Genomic DNA, 20,960 nt, shown 5'->3' with positions numbered 1-20,960 from the left:
TGCCTTGTTGTGATTTTTTATGCATATTTTGTGATTATATTTTCACAATCACTGTGACATAAAATGGATGGTCATGACATGGCAACTGAACAATCTGCAATTACCCGCGCGACATTCGATGAAGTCATTCTGCCGATTTATGCACCGGCCGAGTTTATCCCGGTAAAGGGAAAAGGCAGCCGCGTCTGGGATCAGCAGGGGAAAGAGTACGTGGATTTCGCCGGGGGGATTGCGGTGACGGCGCTGGGGCATTGCCATCCTGCACTGGTCGAGGCGCTGAAAACCCAGGGCGAAACCCTGTGGCACACCAGCAACGTCTTTACCAACGAACCGGCGTTGCGCCTGGGGCGCAAGATCATTGACGCGACTTTCGCCGAGCGCGTGCTGTTTATGAACTCCGGTACGGAAGCCAATGAAACCGCCTTCAAGCTGGCGCGCTACTACGCTTCCACACGCCACAGCCCGTACAAAACCAAAATCATCGCTTTCCATAACGCTTTCCACGGTCGTTCGCTGTTTACCGTTTCCGTTGGCGGCCAGCCGAAGTATTCCGACGGTTTTGGTCCGAAACCCGCCGATATCATTCATGTACCGTTTAACGATCTGCATGCGGTGAAAGCAGTGATGGATGACCATACCTGCGCAGTCGTGGTTGAGCCGATTCAGGGTGAAGGCGGCGTGACGGCGGCAACGCCGGAATTCCTCAAAGGGCTGCGCGCGCTGTGCGATCAGCATCAGGCGCTGCTGGTGTTTGATGAGGTCCAGAGCGGGATGGGGCGTACAGGCTCCCTGTTCGCCTACATGCACTACGGCGTGACGCCGGATATTCTGACCAGCGCCAAAGCGCTCGGCGGCGGCTTCCCGGTCAGCGCGGTGCTCACCACCCAGGAGATCGCCTCCGCCTTCCACGTTGGCTCTCACGGCTCCACCTACGGCGGAAACCCGCTGGCCTGCGCCATCGCCGGTGCGGCGTTTGATATCATCAATACGCCGGAGGTGTTAAGCGGCGTTCAGGCGAAGCGCGAGCTGTTCGTGAAACATCTGCAGCAGATCGACGAAACGTACGACGTCTTCAGCGAGATCCGTGGTATGGGACTGCTGATTGGTGCAGAGCTGAAGCCGCAGTACAAAGGCCGCGCACGCGATTTCCTGCACGCCGCTGCTCACGAAGGGGTGATGGTGCTCAACGCTGGCCCGGACGTTATGCGCTTTGCGCCGTCGCTGGTGGTCGAAGAGAACGATATTGAAGATGGATTAACCCGCTTTGCCGCGGCGGTGGCGAAGATCGTTAAAGGCTAATATTCGGTTCGCTTTAACCGCCGCGTTAACCAGATGCCGTGATGCGGACGCTGACGCCATGCCACCGACGAAATGGTGTGCATGGTGTTCAGATGCCCCAGAATACGCTGCAGATGCTGCTCCAGGGTGCTCATTGGCCCGTGGGTGAGCGTTTCCGGCGCTTCCAGAATGTTCGAATCCCCCGATTCACCCGGTGCGTCATACTCCAGACGCTGCTGACACCGCTGCAGGGCAATCTCACACGACTGCAAATAGCGCTGCGCCAGGTCTGGTGTCAGCATGGTATGTTCACGCGCCAGCGTGGTCATCGCGTTAATATGTTCGACGATGAACTGGCTGTGCGTCACCCAGAGCTTCATATCCGCCAGATAGTGCGAGTTAAAGCCGGGCTCCTGCATCGCCTGATTCAGCGAGTTGAACAGGGCGTTATGCGCCTGGTTGACCTTCATCCGCTGATACGCCAGCGGGGAGGGCTGCGGATCGTCGCTCAGGATCAGGCGGATAGCCTGCTGGTCGGCCTCCAGCGCGTCGTGGGCGTTCTGCCTGAGCAGGCCGCTTTGCCATTGTGGCCACAGCCAGACCATTCCACCAAAGGCAATCAGGCAGCCAATCAGGGTATCGATAAGCCTGGCGACAATAAATTGTTCGCCATTGAGCGTAAGCAACTGCAGGGTGTATACCGCCGTGACCGTAAAGCCCACCATCGCCCAGCCGTAGTTCTTGCGGATGATCAGGTAGCTCACCAGGGTAATCAATAGCATGCCTGCCAGCGTATAGCCTTCCGGCACGTGGAAGTGCAGCGTTACGCCCGCGATAATCAACCCCGCCATGGTTCCGCCCGCCCGGTGCAGAATACGCACCCGCGTGGCGCCGTAGCCGTTCTGGGTGACAAACAGTACCGTCATTAATATCCAGTAGGGTTTGGGCAGATGGAGCGCCATGCCCATCAGGCTGGCGATGCTCAGCATCACGCTAATCCGGGCGGCGTTGCGCAGGGCGGAAGATTTAAACGAGAGATAGCTTTTAAGCGCAGGCAGCAGCGGCAGGCGCTTTTGCTTATCCGCCATCAGGTCACGGGGATAGAGCGGGCGCTGGGTTCGCAGCACGCGGGCAATACGGCTAAAGTGCCAGGCGGCAAACTGACCCACCGGGTTATCCTCGTGCTGGCGGGCGATCTTCTCCAGTGCGCCGAGCTGCTTGTCCATGTTAAAGCGGGTGGGGTAGCGGTGATAAAGAATGTCGTCGGCCAGTACCCGCAGACGTGCGGACACGGTCTGCGCGTTCCAGCGGATCACCGCTTCGGCATGGCTGCGCTCCACCAGCTTTTGCACCTCCTGCGGGTGGTGCAGGCTCACAGAGATATGCTCCTGCAGATCCAGCCCCACCTGGAAGGTGCGCAGCAGCCGTTTGTATTCGTGGTTCTTGTTGGCGGCCAGCATGTGCAGTTGCTGGTAGCACTGGCTTATCAGATCCACCACCTTCTGCTGGCGCGTCAGCAGCGGCGGCAGCGATTTTTCCGGGTCGGTATGCTGAGTCAGCAGCGTGTATTTGGCTTCGCAGTACTCTGCGAGCTGGACATAGAGCAGGCTCAGGGATTCACGCAGCGGCTGTTCCCGCCACAGCCAGAACCAGAACCAGTTAAACAGGCCATACCATAGCGTACCGAGGGCGTAGATCAGCAGCGGCTCCCATACCGGCATGTTACCTGCGAGACTGAGGGTAAAGATGGCCGCAATGAGTGAGGCGGGCAGTAAACGCGCGTGCAGCGAACTGATTTCGGCGGTCACCCCCAGCGTCATCGCCAGCACGCTCAGGATCAGCGGCAGCGGAATATCGCGGGCCAGCAACAGTTGCACGGCGAGGCTACACCCGGCAAACAGCGAACCGCCAATAATCAGTCGTTTGAAAAAACGCTTATGCGGGGTGTCGAGACCGGCAATATTGCAGCAGGCAGGTACGAGAGAGAACAGCAGCCCTTGTTGAAGATGTCCAAGGATCAGGCCCACGGCCACAGGAAGGCACAACACCAGCGTTTGTCGCAGTGCGTAGTTAACTTCCGGGTGATAAATCAGCCTGCGCCACATGAGGAGTAGAGACAAAAACGGCGTGACACCTTGCGATGGCACGCCGTTTTATCGGGATTAACGGGTTCCGTAAACCACGATGGTTTTACCGTGGGCAGAGATCAGGTTCTGATCTTCCAGCATTTTCAGGATACGGCCCACTGTTTCACGGGAGCAACCGACGATCTGACCAATTTCCTGGCGGGTAATTTTAATTTGCATGCCGTCAGGGTGGGTCATGGCGTCTGGCTGTTTCGCCAGGTTCAGCAGCGTTTGCGCGATACGGCCGGTCACGTCCAGGAAGGCGAGGTTACCCACTTTCTCTGATGTGACCTGCAGACGGCGAGCCATCTGCGAAGAAAGACGCATCAGGATATCAGGGTTAACCTGAATCAACTGACGGAATTTCTTGTAGGAAATTTCAGCCACTTCACATGCTGTCTTTGCACGAACCCAGGCGCTACGTTCCTGGCCTTCTTCAAACAGGCCCAGTTCACCGATGAAATCGCCCTGGTTCAGATAAGAAAGGATCATCTCTTTCCCTTCTTCATCTTTGATCAGCACTGCCACCGAGCCTTTGACGATGTAATACAACGTTTCCGCTTTTTCACCCTGGTGAATCAGCGTGCTCTTCGATGGGTACTTATGAATGTGGCAATGAGACAAGAACCATTCGAGAGTCGGGTCTGTTTGCGGTTTGCCAAGCACCATGCGCTGTTATCCTCTGTTATAAGCTGTCACCAGAGTCATAAGATGCATCCGGACTCTGGGGTTGCAATCGAATTCTTACCCATACCTGGGAAGTCGGCTGTCGTAACGTTTCGCAGCCAGTAAAGTTTGATGTCCTCTGCATACATGTGTAACGTCAATGTATTACTGTAGCATCCAGAGTGTTTTAGCATAGCTTTCGCCGCGTGTCTCCTGGTGTCTCGCTTCAGCATGACGCAGGTCGCCTTCCATTGCGAGAAATGTAACGCACGCGTAATCTGTCACCAAAAATGCAACGTTGGAGTTAATGAATATGCAAGCGCGCGTGAAATGGGTAGAAGGTTTAACGTTCCTGGGCGAGTCCGCTTCAGGACACCAGATTTTGATGGACGGTAACTCCGGCGATAAAGCACCCAGCCCAATGGAGATGGTGCTGATGGCGGCTGGGGGATGCAGCGCAATTGACGTGGTGTCGATTCTGCAAAAGGGCCGTCATGATGTGACGGATTGCGAAGTTAAGCTCACGTCTGAACGTCGCGAAGAGGCGCCACGCCTGTTCACCCACATCAACCTGCACTTTATTGTCACCGGGAAAGAACTGAAAGATGCGGCCGTTTCACGCGCGGTCGATCTGTCAGCGGAGAAATACTGCTCTGTGGCATTGATGCTGGAGAAGGCGGTAAAAATTACCCATTCGTATGAAGTGATCGAGGCGTGATTGATGGGGCATCGTGCGTGTTGATGCCCTCATCCTAACCCTCTCCCACCGGGAGAGGGAATATGATTATGTGATCTGTTTCCCTTCCATCAACCGCTGCACCAGCGGCGTCATGATCAACTCCATCGCCAGCCCCATTTTTCCGCCGGGCACCACTAACGTATTCATGTGAGAAATAAACGAACCCTGCAGCATCGCCAGCAGCCAGGGGTAATCGATGCCGTCGAGATTACGGAAATGGATCACCACAAAGCTCTCATCCAGCGACGGGATACTTTTGGCCGCGAACGGGTTGGAGGTGTCCACCGTCGGCACACGCTGGAAGTTGATGTGGGTGCGGGAAAACTGTGGTGTCAGATAATTGATGTAATCTTCCATTGAGCGCACAACCGAATCCATCACCGCCTCACGCGAATGGCCGCGCTCGCTGATATCACGCGTCAGCTTCTGGATCCACTCCAGGTTAACGATTGGCACCACGCCGACCAGCAGATCCACATGTCGCGCCACGTCGTGATGCGGCGTCACCACGCCACCGTGCAATCCTTCGTAAAACAGCACGTCGGTAGGTTCCGGCAGCGGCTGCCAGGGAGTAAAGGTGCCCGGGACCTGGTTCCAGGGAACGGCTTCGTCGTAGGTGTGCAGATATTTGCGGGACTGGCCTTTGCCGCTTAGGCCGTACTCCTGAAACGTTTGCTCCAGCAGGCCGAAGTCATTGGCCTCCGGGCCGAAGTAGCTGATGTGTTTGCCCAAATCGCGCGCTTTGCGGATGGCCATGTCCATCTCCGGGCGCGTGTAGCGGTGAAAGCTGTCGCCTTCGACCTCTGCCGCACGGAGATTCAACTGGGCGAAAATCTTGCGAAACGCGAGGCTGGTGGTGGTGGTTCCCGCACCACTCGACCCCGTAACGGCAATAACCGGATGTCTGGCAGACATAGCAACTCCCTGACTGGAAAGGTTGAAAGATCAGCCGTGAAACGCGTTGCGGGGCATGATATTGACCGTCTCATGCAGTTCAGACCACACCAGCACCACGTCGCCGCTTTTAAGCTGGCGTTTAACATCGTTGACCTTTTGCTCAAGCGAGCGTTCATGTTCACCATAATCGGTGCCTTCACGCAAGACAAAGGTTTCAATCAGATTATCGAGCGTTTCGGGCGCCAGATCCTGCCAGGGGATAATCATGTTGCACCGTCCAGGTAAGGGGTTAACCAGTCAGGAATGCGCGTCTCCAGCCACATTTTCGGGCGACGCAGCGTTCCGCCGACAAACCCCACGTGGCCGCCGTGCTCGGTCAGCTGATAGTGAACGTTGTCGGGCAGAAATTCCTGTGCAGGGATGGAGTGATGATCCATAAACGGGTCATCTTTCGCGTGAATGATCAGCGTCGGCTGAGTGATCTTGCTGAGCAGCGGCATGGCGCTGCACTGACGATAGTAGTCAATGGCATCGGCGAACCCATGAATTTTGGCGGTGATCAGGTCGTCGAACTCACGAATGCGGCGGACCTTTTTCAACTGACGCAGGCTCACCGGAAGGGTATCCGGATAGGCCTTCAGCTTGCGCGCCGCATTGGCTTTCAGCAGGTTGAGCAGGTAGCGCTGATAGACCCGGGAAAAGCCTTTCTCCATGTGGTAGCTGCACTGTTCCAGCATAAAGGGGGCAGAGACAATCACCGCAGCATTCAGCGGCACCGCGTCACCCTCTTTAGCCAGCAGACAGGCCAGCATATTTCCGCCGAGCGAATAGCCCACCGCGGCCGTCGGCACGGTACCGAAATTCTCCCGCAGCCAGTGCAAAAACCAGGTGCCATCTTCAGTTTCGCCGGAGTGATAGATGCGTTTCTGGCGATTCGGCTCGCCGCTGCATCCCCGAAAGTGCATCACCACGCCCAGCCAGCCGCGCGCTTTTGCTGCCTGAATTAACCCATGTGCATACGGGCTGTGCAGACTGCCTTCCAGACCGTGAAACACCACCAGACGGGGTTTGTGGCGCGCCTGTTCGGGAGCTTCGCTCCAGGCGAGATCCAGAAAGTCACCGTCCGGCAAATCCAGCCGCTGCCAGTGCGGGGTGAACTGCACCTTGCGGCGGATCAGGCGCGGCAGCATGGTCTGCATGTGGCAGTTGGCCACGCCGCGCATGGGCACGAACTCTGTGCTGTCTTCGGCGGTGAGGTCGAAGTCTGATGGAATGATTTGGGTCATAAGGGTGATGCTGATTCTTGTCGGAAATTTACGATACTTTCCGAATTGTACCCCGTTTAGCCTGGTTTGCCGAACCATGAACTGATCCCGATCACAAATATTTACCTTGATTATTACTCTCAGGCTAATGATTCCACTCTACGCTTAATTGATGCCTTTCTCGCCTGGGTGCAGACTTTACTCAGCGTTAAGCAAATCAAAATGATGTGCTGAATCAGGAGGTTAATAATGTTATCTGGGCAAATACCCACCCGGCAATGGAACACCCGACGCAGCGAAAAAGCGCGTCGTCTGGCCTCCGTACCGGTGCAGGGCAAGGTTCTGCCAACCGGCGATCTTGTCGCCATGCTGGAAAAGCTGATCGCACCAGGCGATAAGGTCGTTCTGGAAGGCAACAACCAGAAGCAGGCGGATTTTCTTTCCCGCTCGCTGGCCGAAGTAAACCCGCAAATTGTGCATGACCTGCACATGATCATGCCAAGCGTTGGCCGCAGTGAACATCTGGATATCTTTGAGAAGGGCATTGCCCGTAAGCTGGACTTCTCCTTCTCCGGCACGCAGAGCCTGCGCATCTCCCAGCTGCTGGAGGATGGTCAACTCGAAATCGGCGCCATTCATACCTATATCGAACTGTATTCACGTCTCTACGTTGACCTTTCACCAAACGTGGCGCTGATTGCCGGGTTTAAAGCAGACCGCAAAGGCAATCTCTATACCGGGGCAAGTACCGAAGATACCCCGGCGCTGGTGGAGGCCGCCGCGTTCCACGATGGAATCGTCATCGCACAGGTTAACGAGCTGGTGGACGACGAATGCGACCTGCCGCGCGTCGATATTCCTGGCTCCTGGATTGACTACGTGGTGGTGGCCGACAAGCCATTCTTTATTGAACCGCTGTTTACCCGCGACCCGCGCCTGATCAAACAGGAACATATCCTGATGGCGATGATGGCCATCAAAGGCATCTACGCTGAACATCAGGTGCAGTCCCTGAACCACGGGATCGGGTTTAACACCGCGGCAATTGAGCTGCTGCTGCCCACCTACGGTGAACAGCTCGGCCTGAAGGGCAAAATCTGTAAACACTGGACGCTGAACCCACATCCGACACTGATCCCGGCGATTGAAAGCGGCTGGGTGGAGAGCGTGCACTGCTTCGGGGGGGAACTGGGGATGGAAGAGTACATCCGCGCCCGTCCGGACGTGTTCTTCACCGGTGCTGACGGCTCCATGCGCTCCAACCGCGCCTTCTGCCAGCTGGCGGGCCAGTACGCTGTGGATATGTTTATCGGCTCCACCCTGCAGGTGGATGGTTACGCCAACTCCTCAACGGTGACCCGCGGTCGTCTCTCCGGCTTCGGCGGCGCGCCAAACATGGGCCATGATCCACACGGTCGTCGCCACGCCACCCCGGCCTGGCTGAACATGATCACCGAACCCGACCCGATGCAGCGCGGTAAAAAACTGGTCGTACAGATGGTGGAAACCTTCCAGGCGGGCGTGAAGCCTACCTTCGTGGAAAAACTGGACGCCGTTGACGTGGCGAAAGCCTCCGGTATGCCGCTGGCACCGGTGATGATTTACGGCGATGACGTCACCCACGTGCTGACGGAAGAGGGGATTGCCTACCTCTACCGGGCAAAAGATCTGGAAGAGCGTCGCGCCATGGTCGCGGCCGTGGCCGGTATCACCGATATCGGTCTGGGTGTGGATGCCAGACGCGTGGCGGAACTGCGCCAGAGCGGCAAAGTCGTGTACCCGGAAGACATGGGGATTCGTCGTACCGATGCCACCCGCTCTCTGCTGGCCGCGGGCAGCGTGGCTGACCTCGTTGAGTGGTCCGGCGGTCTCTACAACCCACCTGCGAAATTCCGGAGCTGGTAATGACACTTCTGCCCCAGATTCAGGTTGAAGGCGGTGCCGAATGGCTGGCGCGAACCGCCACGCAGTGTCTGATCGACGAAGCACGCTTAAGCCCGAAACCCGGTCTGGTGGACAGTCGGGGGAACGGTGCGCACCACGATTTATCGCTTGCGCTGATGGAGCGCTCCGCGCACAGCCTGACCTCCACGTTTCAGGCGCTGGCGCAGCAGAGCTGGCAGCGTCCGGCGGATATTGCCCTCAGGCAAACCGTTGGCCGCCTTGGCCGCGAAGGCGAACGGCAGATGATGATCGCCACCGACGGCGTGAATACGCACCGTGGCGCAATCTGGGCGCTGGGGCTGCTGGTGAGCGCGGTGGCGATGCTGGGCGGCGACGCCCGCGCGCAAACCGTCGCTAACACCGCTGCACAGCTGGCGAAACTCCCGGACGACGCTGCACCGAAGGTGTTCAGTAAGGGGTTACGCGCCACGCACCGCTACCGCGTGCCGGGCGCGCGGGAAGAGGCTCAGCAGGCGTTTCCGCACATCATGCAGCGCGCGCTGCCGCAGCTTCGCCTGAGCCGTCTCAACGGCAGCAGCGAAACGAACGCCAGACTCGACGCGCTGATGGCAATCATGACCTCACTCACCGATACCTGCGTGCTGTCGCGCGCCGGAATGGAGGGGCTGGACGTCATGCAGAACGGCGCCCGGGCGGTACTGAACGCCGGAGGATGCGCAACGCTCGCGGGGCAGCAGGCGCTGGCGCGATTAGATCGCCAGATGCTGACGCTCAATGCCTCACCGGGCGGTGCCGCCGACCTGCTTGCCGCCACGCTGTTTCTTGACCGTGTCGAAACGCCCTATTCAAAGCATTAAGAGGATGTTATGGAAAAAATCACATTGACCATGCCAGCCAGCCGCACGTTAAGCGGCCGGGCGCTGGCAGGGGTAGTTGGATCCGGGGATATGGAGGTGCTGTTCACCGCCGAACCGGGCCAGACCTTAACCATTGATATCACCACCTCCGTCGACAACAGCCGTGGGCGCTGGGAGGCGTTATTCAACCGTCTGGAGACCGTCAGCAGCCTGCCCGCAGGCAAACTGACCATCCACGACTTTGGCGCGACGCCGGGCGTGGCACGCATTCGTATCGAACAGGTTTTTGAAGGGGTGAGCCATGCGTGATGACAGCAGCTTTATCGAATTAAAAGCGCGCCAGCGTGCGCAGGCGCTGCTCGACGAGGGCAGCTACCGCGAACTGCTGGATCCGTTTGCAGGCATTATCTCTCCGTGGCTTGGGCCACAGGGCATTGTGCCGCAGGCCGATGATGGCATGGTGGTCGCGAAAGGGACTATCAACGGCCATCCTGCGGTCGTCGTGGCGATTGAAGGCGCGTTCCAGGGCGGCAGCATGGGCGAGGTCTCCGGCGCGAAAATGGCAGCAGCGCTGGAGCTGGCGGCGGAAGATAACCGTAACGGCATTCCGACTCAGGCCGTGCTGTGCCTCGAAACCGGCGGCGTACGCCTGCAGGAAGCCAACCTCGGCCTGGCGGCGATTGCCGATATCCATGCAGCGATTGTTGACCTGCGTCGCTACACGCCCGTTATCGGGATTGTCGCCGGGACCGTGGGCTGCTTCGGCGGGATGTCCATCGCGGCGGCGCTTTGCAGCTACCTGATTGTGACCCGCGAAGCGCGTCTGGGGCTAAACGGTCCACAGGTAATTGAGCAGGAAGCGGGCATTGAAGAGTACGACTCCCGCGACCGTCCGTTTATCTGGAGCATGACTGGCGGTGAGGTGCGCTATCAGAGCGGGCTGGTGGACGCGCTGGTCGGCGACGGCGTGAATGCGGTGAAAGCCGCGATGAACGAGGCCATCGCCAAAGGCGTACCGGCAAAACATCGTACCGATAACTACGACGATTACCTGAACCGCCTGATGAATTTCGACACCCGCAAGCAGGCCGATGCCGAACAGATTAACGCGCTTTTTGCCCGGGAGGTGAAATGATGAGTAACGCAATGAGCCGTGGCGAACGCTGGCTGGAAACCCTCTCCCCGAACGCCAAACGTATTGAGGGGCTGTGCCCGTCCGTGCAGGCGGCAGACGGCGAGCTGCACGGTGAAACGGTGCGTTTTATCGCCGTGGTGCCGGATGCAAATAACCATTTCCCGCGTGCGGCGCAGGGCGAAGTCGGTCTGCTGGAAGGCTGGACGCTGGCGAAAGTGGTCAGCGAAACCGTCGCGGCGGATGCCGATAAAGCCGTCAAACGCCCGATTGTGGCGGTGATTGACGTCCCAAGCCAGGCCTATGGCCGTCGTGAAGAGGCGTTTGGTATTCACCAGGCGCTGGCGGGAGCCGCTGCCGCGTATGCGAACGCGCGCCTGGCCGGTCATCCGGTGATTGGGCTTATCGTCGGCAAGGCGATGTCCGGTGCGTTTCTGGCGCACGGCTACCAGGCCAATCGCCTGATTGCCTTTAACGACAAAGGCGTGCTCATCCACGCCATGGGGAAAGCGTCTGCCGCGCGGATCACCCTGCGCAGCGTGGAGGCGCTGGAAAAACTGGCTGCCACTATTCCACCTATGGCATATGACATCAGCAACTACGCCACGCTGGGGCTGCTCTCCAGCCTGCTGGATATCAGCAACCCGGATGCCCCATCCGATAGCGACCTGACGCTGGTGAAAACCACCCTGCAACAGGCCATCAGTGACGCTCGTCAGGATCCGACGCTGAAAAGCCGTCTGGGTGCTGACAATCGCCGCAGCTCGGCGCTCGTACGCGAACGTATGCGCGCCAGCTGGTAAGTAAAAAGAGACCTGCCAGATGCACAACCTCACGGGCGTATCCGTTACGCCCGTGCGGGAAGCTGCATCCTGAAAATAATAATCATCGCGCCAGTGCTACTTCTTTTTAATCACAGGTGATTTATGACTTACGTAATTGTTCATGCTCTCGCACCGATTTTCGTCATCATGCTGCTGGGATTCTGGGCCGGTAAGGCAAAGATGGTCGATAACAAAAATGTTTCCCTGCTCAATATCTTCGTTATGGATTTTGCCCTGCCTGCCGCGCTGTTTAGCGCGACCGTGCAAACCCCGTGGACCGGTATCGTGGCGCAGTCGCCGCTGATCCTGGTGCTGACCCTGGCGATGTGGATCACCTACGCAGCTATCTATTTCCTTGCCACGAAGGTCTTTAAAAAATCCCCTCAGGATGCGGCCGTGCTGACGCTCACCGTCGCGCTGCCAAACTATGCGGCGCTTGGTCTGCCGATTCTGGGCAGCGTGCTGGGTGAAGGATCTTCCACGTCTCTGTCCGTGGCGGTCTCTATTGCCTGCGGTTCCGTGCTGATGACGCCGTTCTGTCTGCTTATTCTGGAGCGAGAAAAAGCGCGTTCCGAAGGCAATACCTCCGGCTCAACCCTCTCTATGCTGCCGGTGCTGATGTGGCGATCCATTAAAAAACCGATCGTGATGGGTCCGCTGCTCGGTGTGATTTTATCCGCTATCGGCATCAAAATGCCGGATCTGGTCCTCGCTGCGATTAAACCGCTGGGACTGTCCGCCACCGCCGCCGCGCTGTTCCTGACCGGGGTGATCCTCTCTGCCCGTAAGCTGCAGATCAACACCATGGTGATCACCTCGACCATCGCCAAACTGCTTATCCAGCCAGCCATTGCCTGGGGTATCGTTTTAATCTTCGGTCTGCACGGCTCCGTGGCGATCACCGCTATCCTGATGATTGCGCTGTCCGCGGGTTTCTTCGGGGTAGTGTTTGGTAACCGCTTTGGCGTGCAGTCACCGGATGCAGAAGCGGTACTGCTGTTAAGCTCAGTCCTGTGTATCCTGTCGCTGCCGCTGTTTATCTCATTGACGTCAGGAATGTAATCATGACCACAACATTACGCCCGCACGACCTCATCTGGCTTACCGCGCGTGACGCGCTGGAAGGGATCACTGAAACCTGGGTGGATGCCGCCTGGCATACCGGCCTGCCGGTGGTGGTGCGGCGTGATGTTGATAACGATGGCCGAATCCCCGTTGGCGTGCGCGGACTGCGCCGCGACCAGCGGGCGGCCGGATGGGTGAAGACGGAAAACGTACGCCGCGTGGTGTCACCTGAAGAGCTGTGCGTCACCGCCGATCTGCTGCGTTCTCCGTTTGTCACTCAGCCACCTGTTCAGGTGGCGTTACAGCTTGCGCAGCAGTCGTGGCCGTGGACGTGGGGCATTACCGGCAGCACCGGCTTTGCGCTGGCGACCGGCATTCCGGTGATCCATGCCGACAGCGATCTTGATCTGCTGATCCGCGCCCCGCAGCCGATATCACCCGACGCGTTTACCGCCTGGCAGTTGCAGTTAAGTGGTGCGCTGTGCCGGGCTGATACCCAGGTGGATACGCCAGAGGGTGGATTCGCGCTGGCGGAGTGGCTGCGCGATGGCAAAACGCTGCTGAAAACCCGCCGTGGGCCACGCCTGGTGGCAGACCCATGGCGCAGGGAGGAGTGATGAAAATACTGTTTACCTTTCCGGGGCAGGGTACGCAGCATGAAGGTATGCTGCAAAACCTGCCGGGAACGGAACTGGCTCAGGCGCGTGAGGTGCTGGGTGCCGAAGTTGATACGCTGGACAGTGCCGCCTCGTTAACCCATACCCGTGCGGTTCAGCTTTCCCTGCTCATTGCTGGCGTCGCATGGGCGCACGAGCTGGAGCGACGTGGCGTGTCGCCTGACATCGTCAGCGGTTTATCGATTGGCGCTTATCCCGCGGCGGTCGTGGCAGGGGCGCTGGAATTTACGGACGCCCTTAAGCTGGTGGCGCTGCGTGGCGATCTGATGGAGCAGGCGTATCCGCACGGCTACGGCCTGACGGCGATTATGGGGCTGACCCTGCCGCAGGTGGAGCAACTTATCGAAGGCACCGGAACGTATATTGCTAACCTGAACGCCGAAACGCAGATCGTCATTGCCGGATCCGATGGAGGGATGGCGCAGGTGGCAAAACGCGCCCTGGAAAAGGGGGCGAGCAAAGCGCAAAGGCTGGCAGTCAGCGTGCCATCCCATTGTGAACTGCTGGCGGAGCCGGCACAAAAGCTGGTCTCGGCGTTTGAAGCGGTCACCCTTTCCCGACCGCGCTGTGCGTACCTGAGCGGCAGCACCGGGCGCGTGCTCTGGCAACCGGAGAGAATCGCGGACGATCTGGCGATGAACATGGCGCGCACCGTGCGCTGGCAGGAGGCGATGATTTCCGCGAACGAACGTGAAGCCCGGCTGGCGATCGAGATGCCGCCCGGCGGCGTACTGACCTGTCTGACGCGACAGGCCGCGTGGGAAGGGGAGACCCTTTCACTGGAGCGCAGCGGGGCGGATGTGGCGGTGCATCTGGCAGGAAGGCTTCGTGCGTGAGTTTTTAGCCCGGTAAGCGTAGCGCCACCGGGCAATACATCAGACTCCGTCCTGCAGGCTGCGGGCATACATTCGCCCTTCGGCGGCCAGCGCCCGCAGACTCGGGTCCTGTTCGCGGTTGCGGGCAAAGACAATCGCGATTAACTGCTGCATCTGGTACGGCTGCGCCAGCTTTAACAGCTGCACCGAGTTCTCATACACCTTCTTCATCCTGCCCGGCATCAGCGTAAAGCCGACGCCCGCCTGAACCAGGCTGAGCATTGAGAAAATGTCATTCACGCGGGTGACAATTTCCGGTTCAAATCCGGCGATATGAAATGCCTCCTGGAACCCCGCATAGGTGGCAAACCCTTCTGCCAGCGAGACAAATTTCTGATCTTTATAATCGCGTAAATCAGCCAGCCCGCTGGTATTCAGCGTGGCAGAGGCAGGCGCGGCCAGGAAAATGTCATCATGAAACAGGGGCAGGACTTCAAGGCTGTTGCGGTCGATATCGCTTTCGGAAATCGAGATGAGGATCGCGTCCAGCGAACCCTCGTCCAGCATATGCAGCAACGTATCGTTGGAGCCCATGGTCAGGTCCATCTCCAGATCCGGGCGACGCAGCTTCATGCCCATGATCAGGCGCGGCACGGTTTCCAGCGTCAGCGAGTAGAGCGTGCCGACGCGCAACCGCCCCTGACCAATACCGGCGATTTTACGGGACTCTTCCAGCCCGCGCTCCATCACCTGCATAACTTCCTGACAATACTCCAGCAGCGTCCAGGCGGACGGAAGGGCAATCAGGTTACGTCCCTTATGGGTAAAGAGCGGACAGCGGACGTTCTCTTCCAGAGTATGCAGCGCACGATGCACGCTGACACCGCTCAGACCCAGCGTTTCGGCGGTACGGGCGATATTGCCCTTCTCCATAAACGTCATGAAGATGCTGAGCTTACGGAATGTAATTTCGCTCGTGATATCGAACCCCATAACCCTCCCGGCGGTCAGTCAGCCTGCAGCATCGCTTCCAGCTGTTCCTGGGCATCCAGCCATGCCATTTCGCACTCTTCGAGGCTGGATTTGGTCTTCGCCTGGGTTTGCAGGCAGTCGGTCAGCTCCGCTTTACGGCTCTGGTCGTACAGACCGCTGTCGCCCAGTTTTTCTTCAACGTCTGCAAGCGTGGCGTTGAGTTTCTCCATCTCTTTTTCGAGACGGGCAATCTCTTTACGCAGTGGCTGAGTCTGCGTACGCAGTTCAGCTTCACGGCGCTTCTGATCTTTACGCGCCTGCGCGCTGTTGGCGTTCTCTTTCGCCGACTCTTCCGGCTGGTTTTCCTGCTTCTGCACGTCCGTCAGCCACTGCTGATAGTCTTCCAGGTCGCCGTCAAACGGCTCGACTTTTCCGTCGTGCACCAGATAGAGATCGTCCGTGGTGGAGCGGATCAGGTGGCGGTCGTGCGAGACCACAACCAGCGCGCCCTCAAACTCAATCAGCGCTTCGGTCAGCGCCTGACGCATGTCAAGGTCGAGGTGGTTGGTCGGTTCATCGAGCAGCAGCAGGTTCGGGCGCTGCCAGACAATCAGCGCCAGCACCAGACGGGCTTTTTCGCCGCCGGAGAAACGCTCGGTGTTTTCGGTGACCTTATCGCCCTGGAAGCCAAAGCCGCCGAGGTAGTCGCGTAGCTTTTGCTCCATCTCCTGTGGTGCCAGACGCGCCAGGTGCTGGATAGGGGATTCATCCGCGCGTAAAAATTCCAGCTGATGCTGGGCGAAGTAGCCAAGCTTGATACCTTTTGCCAGGCCGATCTCGCCGCTTACCGGGTTAAGCTCGCCCGCCAGCAGTTTGATGAGTGTTGATTTACCGGCGCCATTACGTCCCAGCAGACCAATACGCGAACCCGGCACCAGGTTGAGTTTGATGGAGTCGAGGATGATGCGATCGCCGTATCCGGCGCTCACTTTTTCCATCTTCAGCAGCGGGTTTGGCAGGCTTTCCGGCTCGCGGAAGCTGAAGTGGAACGGGTTATCCACGTGCGCCGGGGCGATCATCTCCATGCGTTCCAGCATCTTGATGCGGCTTTGGGCCTGTTTGGCCTTCGAGGCTTTGGCCTTGAAGCGGTCAACAAAACTCTGCAGATGCGCCACGCGCTGCTGCTGGCTTTCGTACATCGCCTGTTGTTGAGCGAGGCGCGTTGCGCGCTGGCGTTCGAAAGAGCTGTAGTTTCCGGTGTACTCGAACATATTTTGCTGTTCGATATGAATGATTTTATCCACCACCGGATCGAGGAAGTCACGGTCGTGGGAGATCAGAATCAGAGTGCCCTGATAGCTCTTGAGCCACTTCTCCAGCCAAATGACCGCATCGAGATCGAGGTGGTTCGTCGGTTCATCGAGCAGCAGCAAATCAGAGCGGCAGATCAGCGCCTGCGCCAGGTTAAGACGCATACGCCAGCCACCGGAGAAGTCGCTGACGGGACGTTCAAGCTGTTCGTTGCTGAACCCCAGGCCGTGGAGCAGGCTGGAGGCGCGGGAGCGAATGGTCCACGCGTCGATGGCGTCCAGCTTGCCGTGGACGGTGGCGATGGCGTGGCCATCGTTGCGCTCGTTGGCGGCGTTCAGTTCCGCTTCCAGCTTACGGTATTCACGATCGCCATCAATAACATAGTCGAGCGCCGGCTCACTCAGGGCGGGCGTCTCCTGGTTTACCCAGGCGAGCTGCCAGTTTCCCGGATACGTAAAGTTACCGCCATCCGCGCTAATCTCGTTTTTCAGCAGCGCCAGCAGGGTGGATTTACCGCAGCCGTTTTTGCCGACCAGACCCACTTTTTGACCTGGATTAATGGTGGCGGTGGCGTTATCCAGCAGGACGCGCACGCCGCGACGAATTTGTAACGAGGAGAAAACAATCATAGAAGCGCCGTATGTTCCGACTATGTTAATTTGTCATTATGATAATGTAAGGTGTGGGCCATTTTCCGCACCGGGCCGCCATGGTAGCCCAAAACAACGACGATACACAAAAACAGAAACAGAACCGGGAGGGGAGTGATGTCTCAGACAGCAAAAGTGCTGCTGCTGTATGCCCATCCGGAATCTCAGGACTCGGTGGCAAACCGCGTCCTGCTTAAGCCGGCTACTCAGCTCAGTAACGTGACGGTGCACGATCTCTACGCGCACTACCCTGATTTCTTTATCGATATTCCGTACGAGCAGGAATTGCTGCGTCAGCATGACGTGATTGTGTTCCAGCATCCGCTCTATACCTATAGCTGTCCGGCCCTGCTAAAAGAGTGGCTGGATCGGGTGCTGAGTCGGGGATTTTCCAGCGGGGTGGGGGGCAACCAACTGGCGGGAAAGTACTGGCGTAGCGTGATTACCACCGGTGAGCCGGAGAGCGCTTACCGCTACGATGGCCTTAACCGTTATCCGATGAGCGATATCCTGCGGCCCTTCGAGCTGACGGCGGCGATGTGCCGTATGCACTGGATGAGCCCAATTATTATCTACTGGGCGCGGCGTCAGGATCCGAAGGAGCTGGCGAGCCACGCCAGAGCGTACGGTGAATGGCTGGCATCACCGATTCCGGCAGGAGGGCGTTAATGGAAGGATCGAATTTACTCCTCGCCGGGGTGCTGTTTTTGTTTGCCGCGGTGGTGGCGGTACCGTTGGCCGCACGGCTCGGTATTGGCGCGGTGCTCGGGTATCTGCTGGCGGGGATCGCAATTGGCCCCTGGGGGCTGGGATTCATCAGCGATGTCGATGAAATTCTCCATTTCTCCGAGCTGGGCGTGGTGTTCCTGATGTTCATCATTGGCCTGGAGCTGAACCCGTCAAAGCTGTGGCAGCTCCGGCGCTCAATCTTTGGCGTTGGCGCGGCGCAGGTGGTGTTCAGCGCAGCCATTCTGGCCGGGCTGCTGATGCTCACTGACTTTTCGTGGCAGGCGGCGACCATCGGCGGTATTGGCCTTGCCATGTCCTCAACGGCGATGGCATTGCAGCTGATGCGTGACAAGGGCATGAACCGCAGTGAGTCGGGGCAACTGGGCTTTTCGGTGCTGCTGTTTCAGGATTTAGCGGTGATCCCGGCGTTGGCGCTGGTGCCGCTGTTGGCCGGGCCCGGTGACGATCATTTCGACTGGGCAAAAGTCTCCATGAAGGTGCTGGCCTTTGCGGGCATGCTGATTGGGGGGCGTTTCCTGCTGCGTCCGGTGTTCCGCTTTATCGCCGCGTCAGGCGTGCGTGAGGTGTTTACCGCCGCAACGCTGCTGCTGGTACTGGGCTCTGCGCTGTTTATGGACGCGCTGGGGCTGTCGATGGCGCTCGGTACGTTCATCGCTGGGGTGCTGCTCGCCGAGAGCGAATACCGCCACGAACTGGAAATTGCGATCGAACCCTTTAAAGGGCTGCTGTTAGGGCTGTTCTTTATTTCGGTAGGCATGGCGCTCAATCTCGGTGTGCTCTATACCCATCTGCTGTGGGTTATTGTGAGCGTGGCTGTGCTGGTGGCGGTGAAAACCCTGGTGCTGTACGTCATGGCGCGTATATCCGGGCTGCGCAGTTCGGAACGCATGCAGTTTGCCAGCGTGCTTAGCCAGGGGGGAGAGTTCGCGTTTGTGCTGTTCTCTACGGCGTCGTCGCAGAAACTGTTCAAAGACGATCAGATGGCGCTTCTGCTGGTGACGGTCACGCTGTCGATGATGACCACGCCGCTGCTGATGAAGCTGGTGGATAAACTGCTGTCGCGCCGCTTAAACCCGGCTGACGATGAAGATGAAGCTCCGTGGGTGGAAGACGATAAGCCGCAGGTGATTGTGGTGGGGTTTGGCCGCTTCGGGCAGGTGATCGGTCGTCTGCTGATGGCGAACAAAATGCGCATCACGGTGCTGGAGCGGGATATCAGCGCGGTCAACCTGATGCGCAAATACGGTTATAAGGTTTATTACGGTGATGCGACGCAGCTCGAACTGCTGCGATCCGCAGGCGCGGAGGCGGCGGAGTCGATCGTCATTACCTGTAACGATCCGGAAGACACGATGAAGCTGGTAGAACTTTGTCAGCAGCATTTCCCGCATCTGCATATCCTGGCGCGTGCGCGGGGACGTGTGGAAGCGCACGAACTGTTGCAGGCGGGGGTGAAACACTTCTCGCGTGAGACGTTTTCCAGTGCGCTTGAGTTAGGGCGAAAAGCGCTGATTTCGCTGGGCATGCACCCGCATCAGGCGCAGCGTGCCCAGATGCACTTCCGCCGGCTGGATATGCGTATGCTGCGCGAGCTGATGCCCGTGCACACGGATACAGCGCAGATCTCCCGCGTGCGGGAAGCGCGTCGTGAGCTGGAGGAGATTTTCCAGCGCGAGATGCAGCAGGAACGACGCCAGCTGGACGGCTGGGACGAATTTGAATAAAGGGTAACCAAATATGGCTGTACGTAAACGCTTTATCGCGGGCGCAAAATGCCCGACCTGCCAGGCACAAGATACCCTGGCGATGTGGCGTGAGAATAATATTGATGTAGTTGAGTGCGTTAAGTGCGGTCACCAGATGCGTGAGGCCGACAAAGAAGCACGCGATCACGTGCGCAAAGAAGAGCAAGTGATCGGCATTTTTCATCCGGACTAGCGATATGCCCTGAGTTTTTTTAAGCTAAAGGGTACACGGGTGCAGATTTCCGCTACAATCTGCGCCAGCAATTTTCCCACGCTCAGGAGATATCATGAAAGTAGCAAAAGACCTGGTGGTCAGCCTGGCCTATCAGGTACGTACAGAAGACGGTGTGTTGGTTGATGAGTCTCCGGTGAGTGCGCCGCTGGACTACCTGCATGGTCACGGTTCCCTGATTTCCGGCCTGGAAAACGCGCTGGAAGGTCATGAAGTTGGCGATAAATTTGATGTTGCTGTAGGCGCGAACGACGCTTACGGTCAGTATGACGACAACCTGGTTCAGCGCGTTCCTAAAGACGTGTTCATGGGCGTTGACGAACTGCAGGTTGGCATGCGCTTCCTGGCGGAAACTGACCAGGGCCCGGTTCCGGTTGAAATTACTGAAGTTGAAGACGACCACGTTGTGGTTGATGGCAACCACATGCTGGCTGGCCAGAACCTGAAGTTCAACGTAGAAGTTGTCGCTATCCGTGAAGCAACGGAAGAAGAGCTGGCTCATGGCCACGTTCACGGTGCGCACGGTCACGACCATGACCACGATCACGGCCACGACGGCTGCTGCGGTGGTCACGGCCACGACCACGACCATGGTCACGACCACGGTAAAGGTGGTTGCGGTAACGGCGGCTGCGGTTGCCACTGATTCCGTATGACGGAAAATAAAAAAGCGGGATAATCCCGCTTTTTTTACGCCTCAATAATGAGGCGGTGGCGTCTCTTCAGACTGTGAGGCGATGTTTGACGGCTGCGTTGCCTTCAGCTTTTCCGTCAGCAGGCGCATATGATCCCGCAGTTTCGCCATTTCGAGTTCATGCGCGGTCACGGTCTGGTTAAGCTCTTCGATGGTGATGTCCTGAAAAGCCAGGCGGCTTTCCAGTTCAGCCAGTCTCGCTTCAATCGTTGTGTCCTTCATCATTCACCTCGTCTGTTTCTGATTCGCCATAGTGGGCCAGCGGCGGCGAAGTTTAACTGAGTTTGTCCCTTCGTGCAGTATCCATCCCTTTGGCAAGAAACTTATTTAAACAAAAATAGTCTGAAAAGTGGCGAGAAT

Annotated in this window: 22 protein-coding genes; 14 read left to right on the top strand and 8 right to left on the bottom strand. The window is 58.0% G+C overall.

Annotated features, from left to right (window positions below; translation table 11 throughout):
* Positions 1–78: 78 nt before the first annotated feature.
* On the top strand, positions 79–1,299 hold the full coding sequence (gene argD, locus ACTJJI_RS19285) for a bifunctional acetylornithine/succinyldiaminopimelate transaminase (protein ID WP_014833535.1): 1,221 nt from the start codon (positions 79–81) through the stop codon (positions 1,297–1,299).
* On the opposite strand, the gene ACTJJI_RS19280 is transcribed toward argD, so the two are convergent.
* Together ACTJJI_RS19280 and crp are read right to left on the bottom strand one after the other, a co-directional pair.
* The gene (locus tag ACTJJI_RS19280) at positions 1,296–3,383 is read right to left on the bottom strand and encodes a YccS/YhfK family putative transporter (protein ID WP_014833534.1); all 2,088 of its coding nucleotides are present in this window, start codon (positions 3,381–3,383) and stop codon (positions 1,296–1,298) included. The two genes, argD and ACTJJI_RS19280, sit on opposite strands and share 4 nt — an antisense overlap.
* Positions 3,384–3,440: 57 nt before the next feature.
* Positions 3,441–4,073 carry a cAMP-activated global transcriptional regulator CRP gene (crp, locus tag ACTJJI_RS19275; RefSeq protein WP_000242758.1) on the bottom strand — a complete coding sequence of 211 codons (633 nt, stop codon included), beginning with the start codon at positions 4,071–4,073 and terminating at the stop codon, positions 3,441–3,443.
* Between the two features lie 310 nt (positions 4,074–4,383).
* Between crp and ACTJJI_RS19270 the strand changes: the two genes are divergently transcribed.
* Positions 4,384–4,788, top strand: coding sequence for an OsmC family protein (locus ACTJJI_RS19270; RefSeq protein WP_010436331.1), 405 nt, complete (start codon positions 4,384–4,386; stop codon positions 4,786–4,788).
* A 66-nt stretch (positions 4,789–4,854) separates the two neighbouring features.
* On the opposite strand, the gene ACTJJI_RS19265 is transcribed toward ACTJJI_RS19270, so the two are convergent.
* The 3 genes from ACTJJI_RS19265 to ACTJJI_RS19255 are packed head-to-tail and all read right to left on the bottom strand — an operon-like array spanning position 4,855 to position 6,992.
* Positions 4,855–5,724, bottom strand: a complete 870-nt coding sequence (locus tag ACTJJI_RS19265) for a phosphoribulokinase (protein WP_063426068.1) — start codon at positions 5,722–5,724, stop codon at positions 4,855–4,857.
* A gap of 30 nt (positions 5,725–5,754) precedes the next feature.
* The gene (locus ACTJJI_RS19260; RefSeq protein WP_440655223.1) at positions 5,755–5,973 is read right to left on the bottom strand and encodes a YheU family protein; all 219 of its coding nucleotides are present in this window, start codon (positions 5,971–5,973) and stop codon (positions 5,755–5,757) included.
* Complete coding sequence (locus tag ACTJJI_RS19255; RefSeq protein ID WP_440655221.1) at positions 5,970–6,992, bottom strand: hydrolase; 1,023 nt, start codon at positions 6,990–6,992, stop codon at positions 5,970–5,972. Before ACTJJI_RS19255 ends, ACTJJI_RS19260 begins: the two co-directional genes overlap by 4 nt.
* Before the next feature lie 228 nt (positions 6,993–7,220).
* On the opposite strand from ACTJJI_RS19255, the gene mdcA reads away from it, so the two are divergent.
* From mdcA to mdcH, 8 genes are all read left to right on the top strand, one after another.
* The gene (gene mdcA, locus ACTJJI_RS19250; protein ID WP_013099050.1) at positions 7,221–8,876 is read left to right on the top strand and encodes a malonate decarboxylase subunit alpha; all 1,656 of its coding nucleotides are present in this window, start codon (positions 7,221–7,223) and stop codon (positions 8,874–8,876) included.
* A complete protein-coding gene (locus tag ACTJJI_RS19245) occupies positions 8,876–9,733 on the top strand; it encodes a triphosphoribosyl-dephospho-CoA synthase (RefSeq protein WP_047360506.1) in 858 nt (285 codons plus the stop codon). Before mdcA ends, ACTJJI_RS19245 begins: the two co-directional genes overlap by 1 nt.
* 9 nt (positions 9,734–9,742) lie before the next feature.
* A complete protein-coding gene (gene mdcC / locus ACTJJI_RS19240; protein ID WP_014833531.1) occupies positions 9,743–10,042 on the top strand; it encodes a malonate decarboxylase acyl carrier protein in 300 nt (99 codons plus the stop codon).
* Positions 10,035–10,868 (top strand): biotin-independent malonate decarboxylase subunit beta, encoded by an 834-nt coding sequence (locus ACTJJI_RS19235; protein ID WP_440655218.1) that lies wholly within the window; start codon positions 10,035–10,037, stop codon positions 10,866–10,868. The genes mdcC and ACTJJI_RS19235 overlap by 8 nt, the downstream gene beginning before the upstream one ends.
* Positions 10,868–11,668, top strand: coding sequence for a biotin-independent malonate decarboxylase subunit gamma (gene mdcE, locus ACTJJI_RS19230; protein WP_118283862.1), 801 nt, complete (start codon positions 10,868–10,870; stop codon positions 11,666–11,668). Before ACTJJI_RS19235 ends, mdcE begins: the two co-directional genes overlap by 1 nt.
* A gap of 123 nt (positions 11,669–11,791) precedes the next feature.
* The gene (locus tag ACTJJI_RS19225) at positions 11,792–12,751 is read left to right on the top strand and encodes an AEC family transporter (RefSeq protein ID WP_014833528.1); all 960 of its coding nucleotides are present in this window, start codon (positions 11,792–11,794) and stop codon (positions 12,749–12,751) included.
* Between the two features lie 2 nt (positions 12,752–12,753).
* The gene (locus ACTJJI_RS19220; protein WP_050859986.1) at positions 12,754–13,371 is read left to right on the top strand and encodes a malonate decarboxylase holo-ACP synthase; all 618 of its coding nucleotides are present in this window, start codon (positions 12,754–12,756) and stop codon (positions 13,369–13,371) included.
* Entirely contained in the window at positions 13,371–14,267 is an 897-nt protein-coding gene (gene mdcH / locus ACTJJI_RS19215) for a malonate decarboxylase subunit epsilon (protein WP_046889430.1), read from the top strand. Before ACTJJI_RS19220 ends, mdcH begins: the two co-directional genes overlap by 1 nt.
* Before the next feature lie 39 nt (positions 14,268–14,306).
* Here the strand turns inward: mdcH and ACTJJI_RS19210 are convergent, their stop codons facing one another.
* Both ACTJJI_RS19210 and ACTJJI_RS19205 read right to left on the bottom strand, forming a co-directional pair.
* Positions 14,307–15,239, bottom strand: coding sequence for a LysR substrate-binding domain-containing protein (locus ACTJJI_RS19210; RefSeq protein WP_014833525.1), 933 nt, complete (start codon positions 15,237–15,239; stop codon positions 14,307–14,309).
* Positions 15,240–15,253: 14 nt separating this feature from the next.
* Complete coding sequence (locus ACTJJI_RS19205; protein ID WP_083021872.1) at positions 15,254–17,158, bottom strand: ABC transporter ATP-binding protein; 1,905 nt, start codon at positions 17,156–17,158, stop codon at positions 15,254–15,256.
* Between the two features lie 138 nt (positions 17,159–17,296).
* On the opposite strand from ACTJJI_RS19205, the gene kefG reads away from it, so the two are divergent.
* From kefG to slyD, 4 genes are all read left to right on the top strand, one after another.
* The gene (kefG, locus tag ACTJJI_RS19200; protein WP_014833523.1) at positions 17,297–17,848 is read left to right on the top strand and encodes a glutathione-regulated potassium-efflux system ancillary protein KefG; all 552 of its coding nucleotides are present in this window, start codon (positions 17,297–17,299) and stop codon (positions 17,846–17,848) included.
* A complete protein-coding gene (kefB, locus tag ACTJJI_RS19195; RefSeq protein WP_440655214.1) occupies positions 17,848–19,653 on the top strand; it encodes a glutathione-regulated potassium-efflux system protein KefB in 1,806 nt (601 codons plus the stop codon). The genes kefG and kefB overlap by 1 nt, the downstream gene beginning before the upstream one ends.
* A 13-nt stretch (positions 19,654–19,666) precedes the next feature.
* On the top strand, positions 19,667–19,867 hold the full coding sequence (locus tag ACTJJI_RS19190; protein WP_010436300.1) for a YheV family putative zinc ribbon protein: 201 nt from the start codon (positions 19,667–19,669) through the stop codon (positions 19,865–19,867).
* Between the two features lie 94 nt (positions 19,868–19,961).
* Positions 19,962–20,552: a peptidylprolyl isomerase gene (gene slyD / locus ACTJJI_RS19185; protein WP_014833521.1), complete on the top strand. Its 591-nt coding sequence runs from the start codon at positions 19,962–19,964 to the stop codon at positions 20,550–20,552.
* A gap of 51 nt (positions 20,553–20,603) precedes the next feature.
* Here slyD and ACTJJI_RS19180 read toward each other — a convergent pair whose 3' ends face one another.
* On the bottom strand, positions 20,604–20,822 hold the full coding sequence (locus ACTJJI_RS19180; protein WP_003861693.1) for a protein SlyX: 219 nt from the start codon (positions 20,820–20,822) through the stop codon (positions 20,604–20,606).
* Between the last annotated feature and the right edge of the window lie 138 nt (positions 20,823–20,960).

It is taken from the genome of Enterobacter sp. 22466, assembly GCF_052044775.1.
Lineage (GTDB): Bacteria > Pseudomonadota > Gammaproteobacteria > Enterobacterales > Enterobacteriaceae > Enterobacter > Enterobacter dissolvens.
This window is presented reverse-complemented; position numbering and strand designations above follow the sequence as displayed.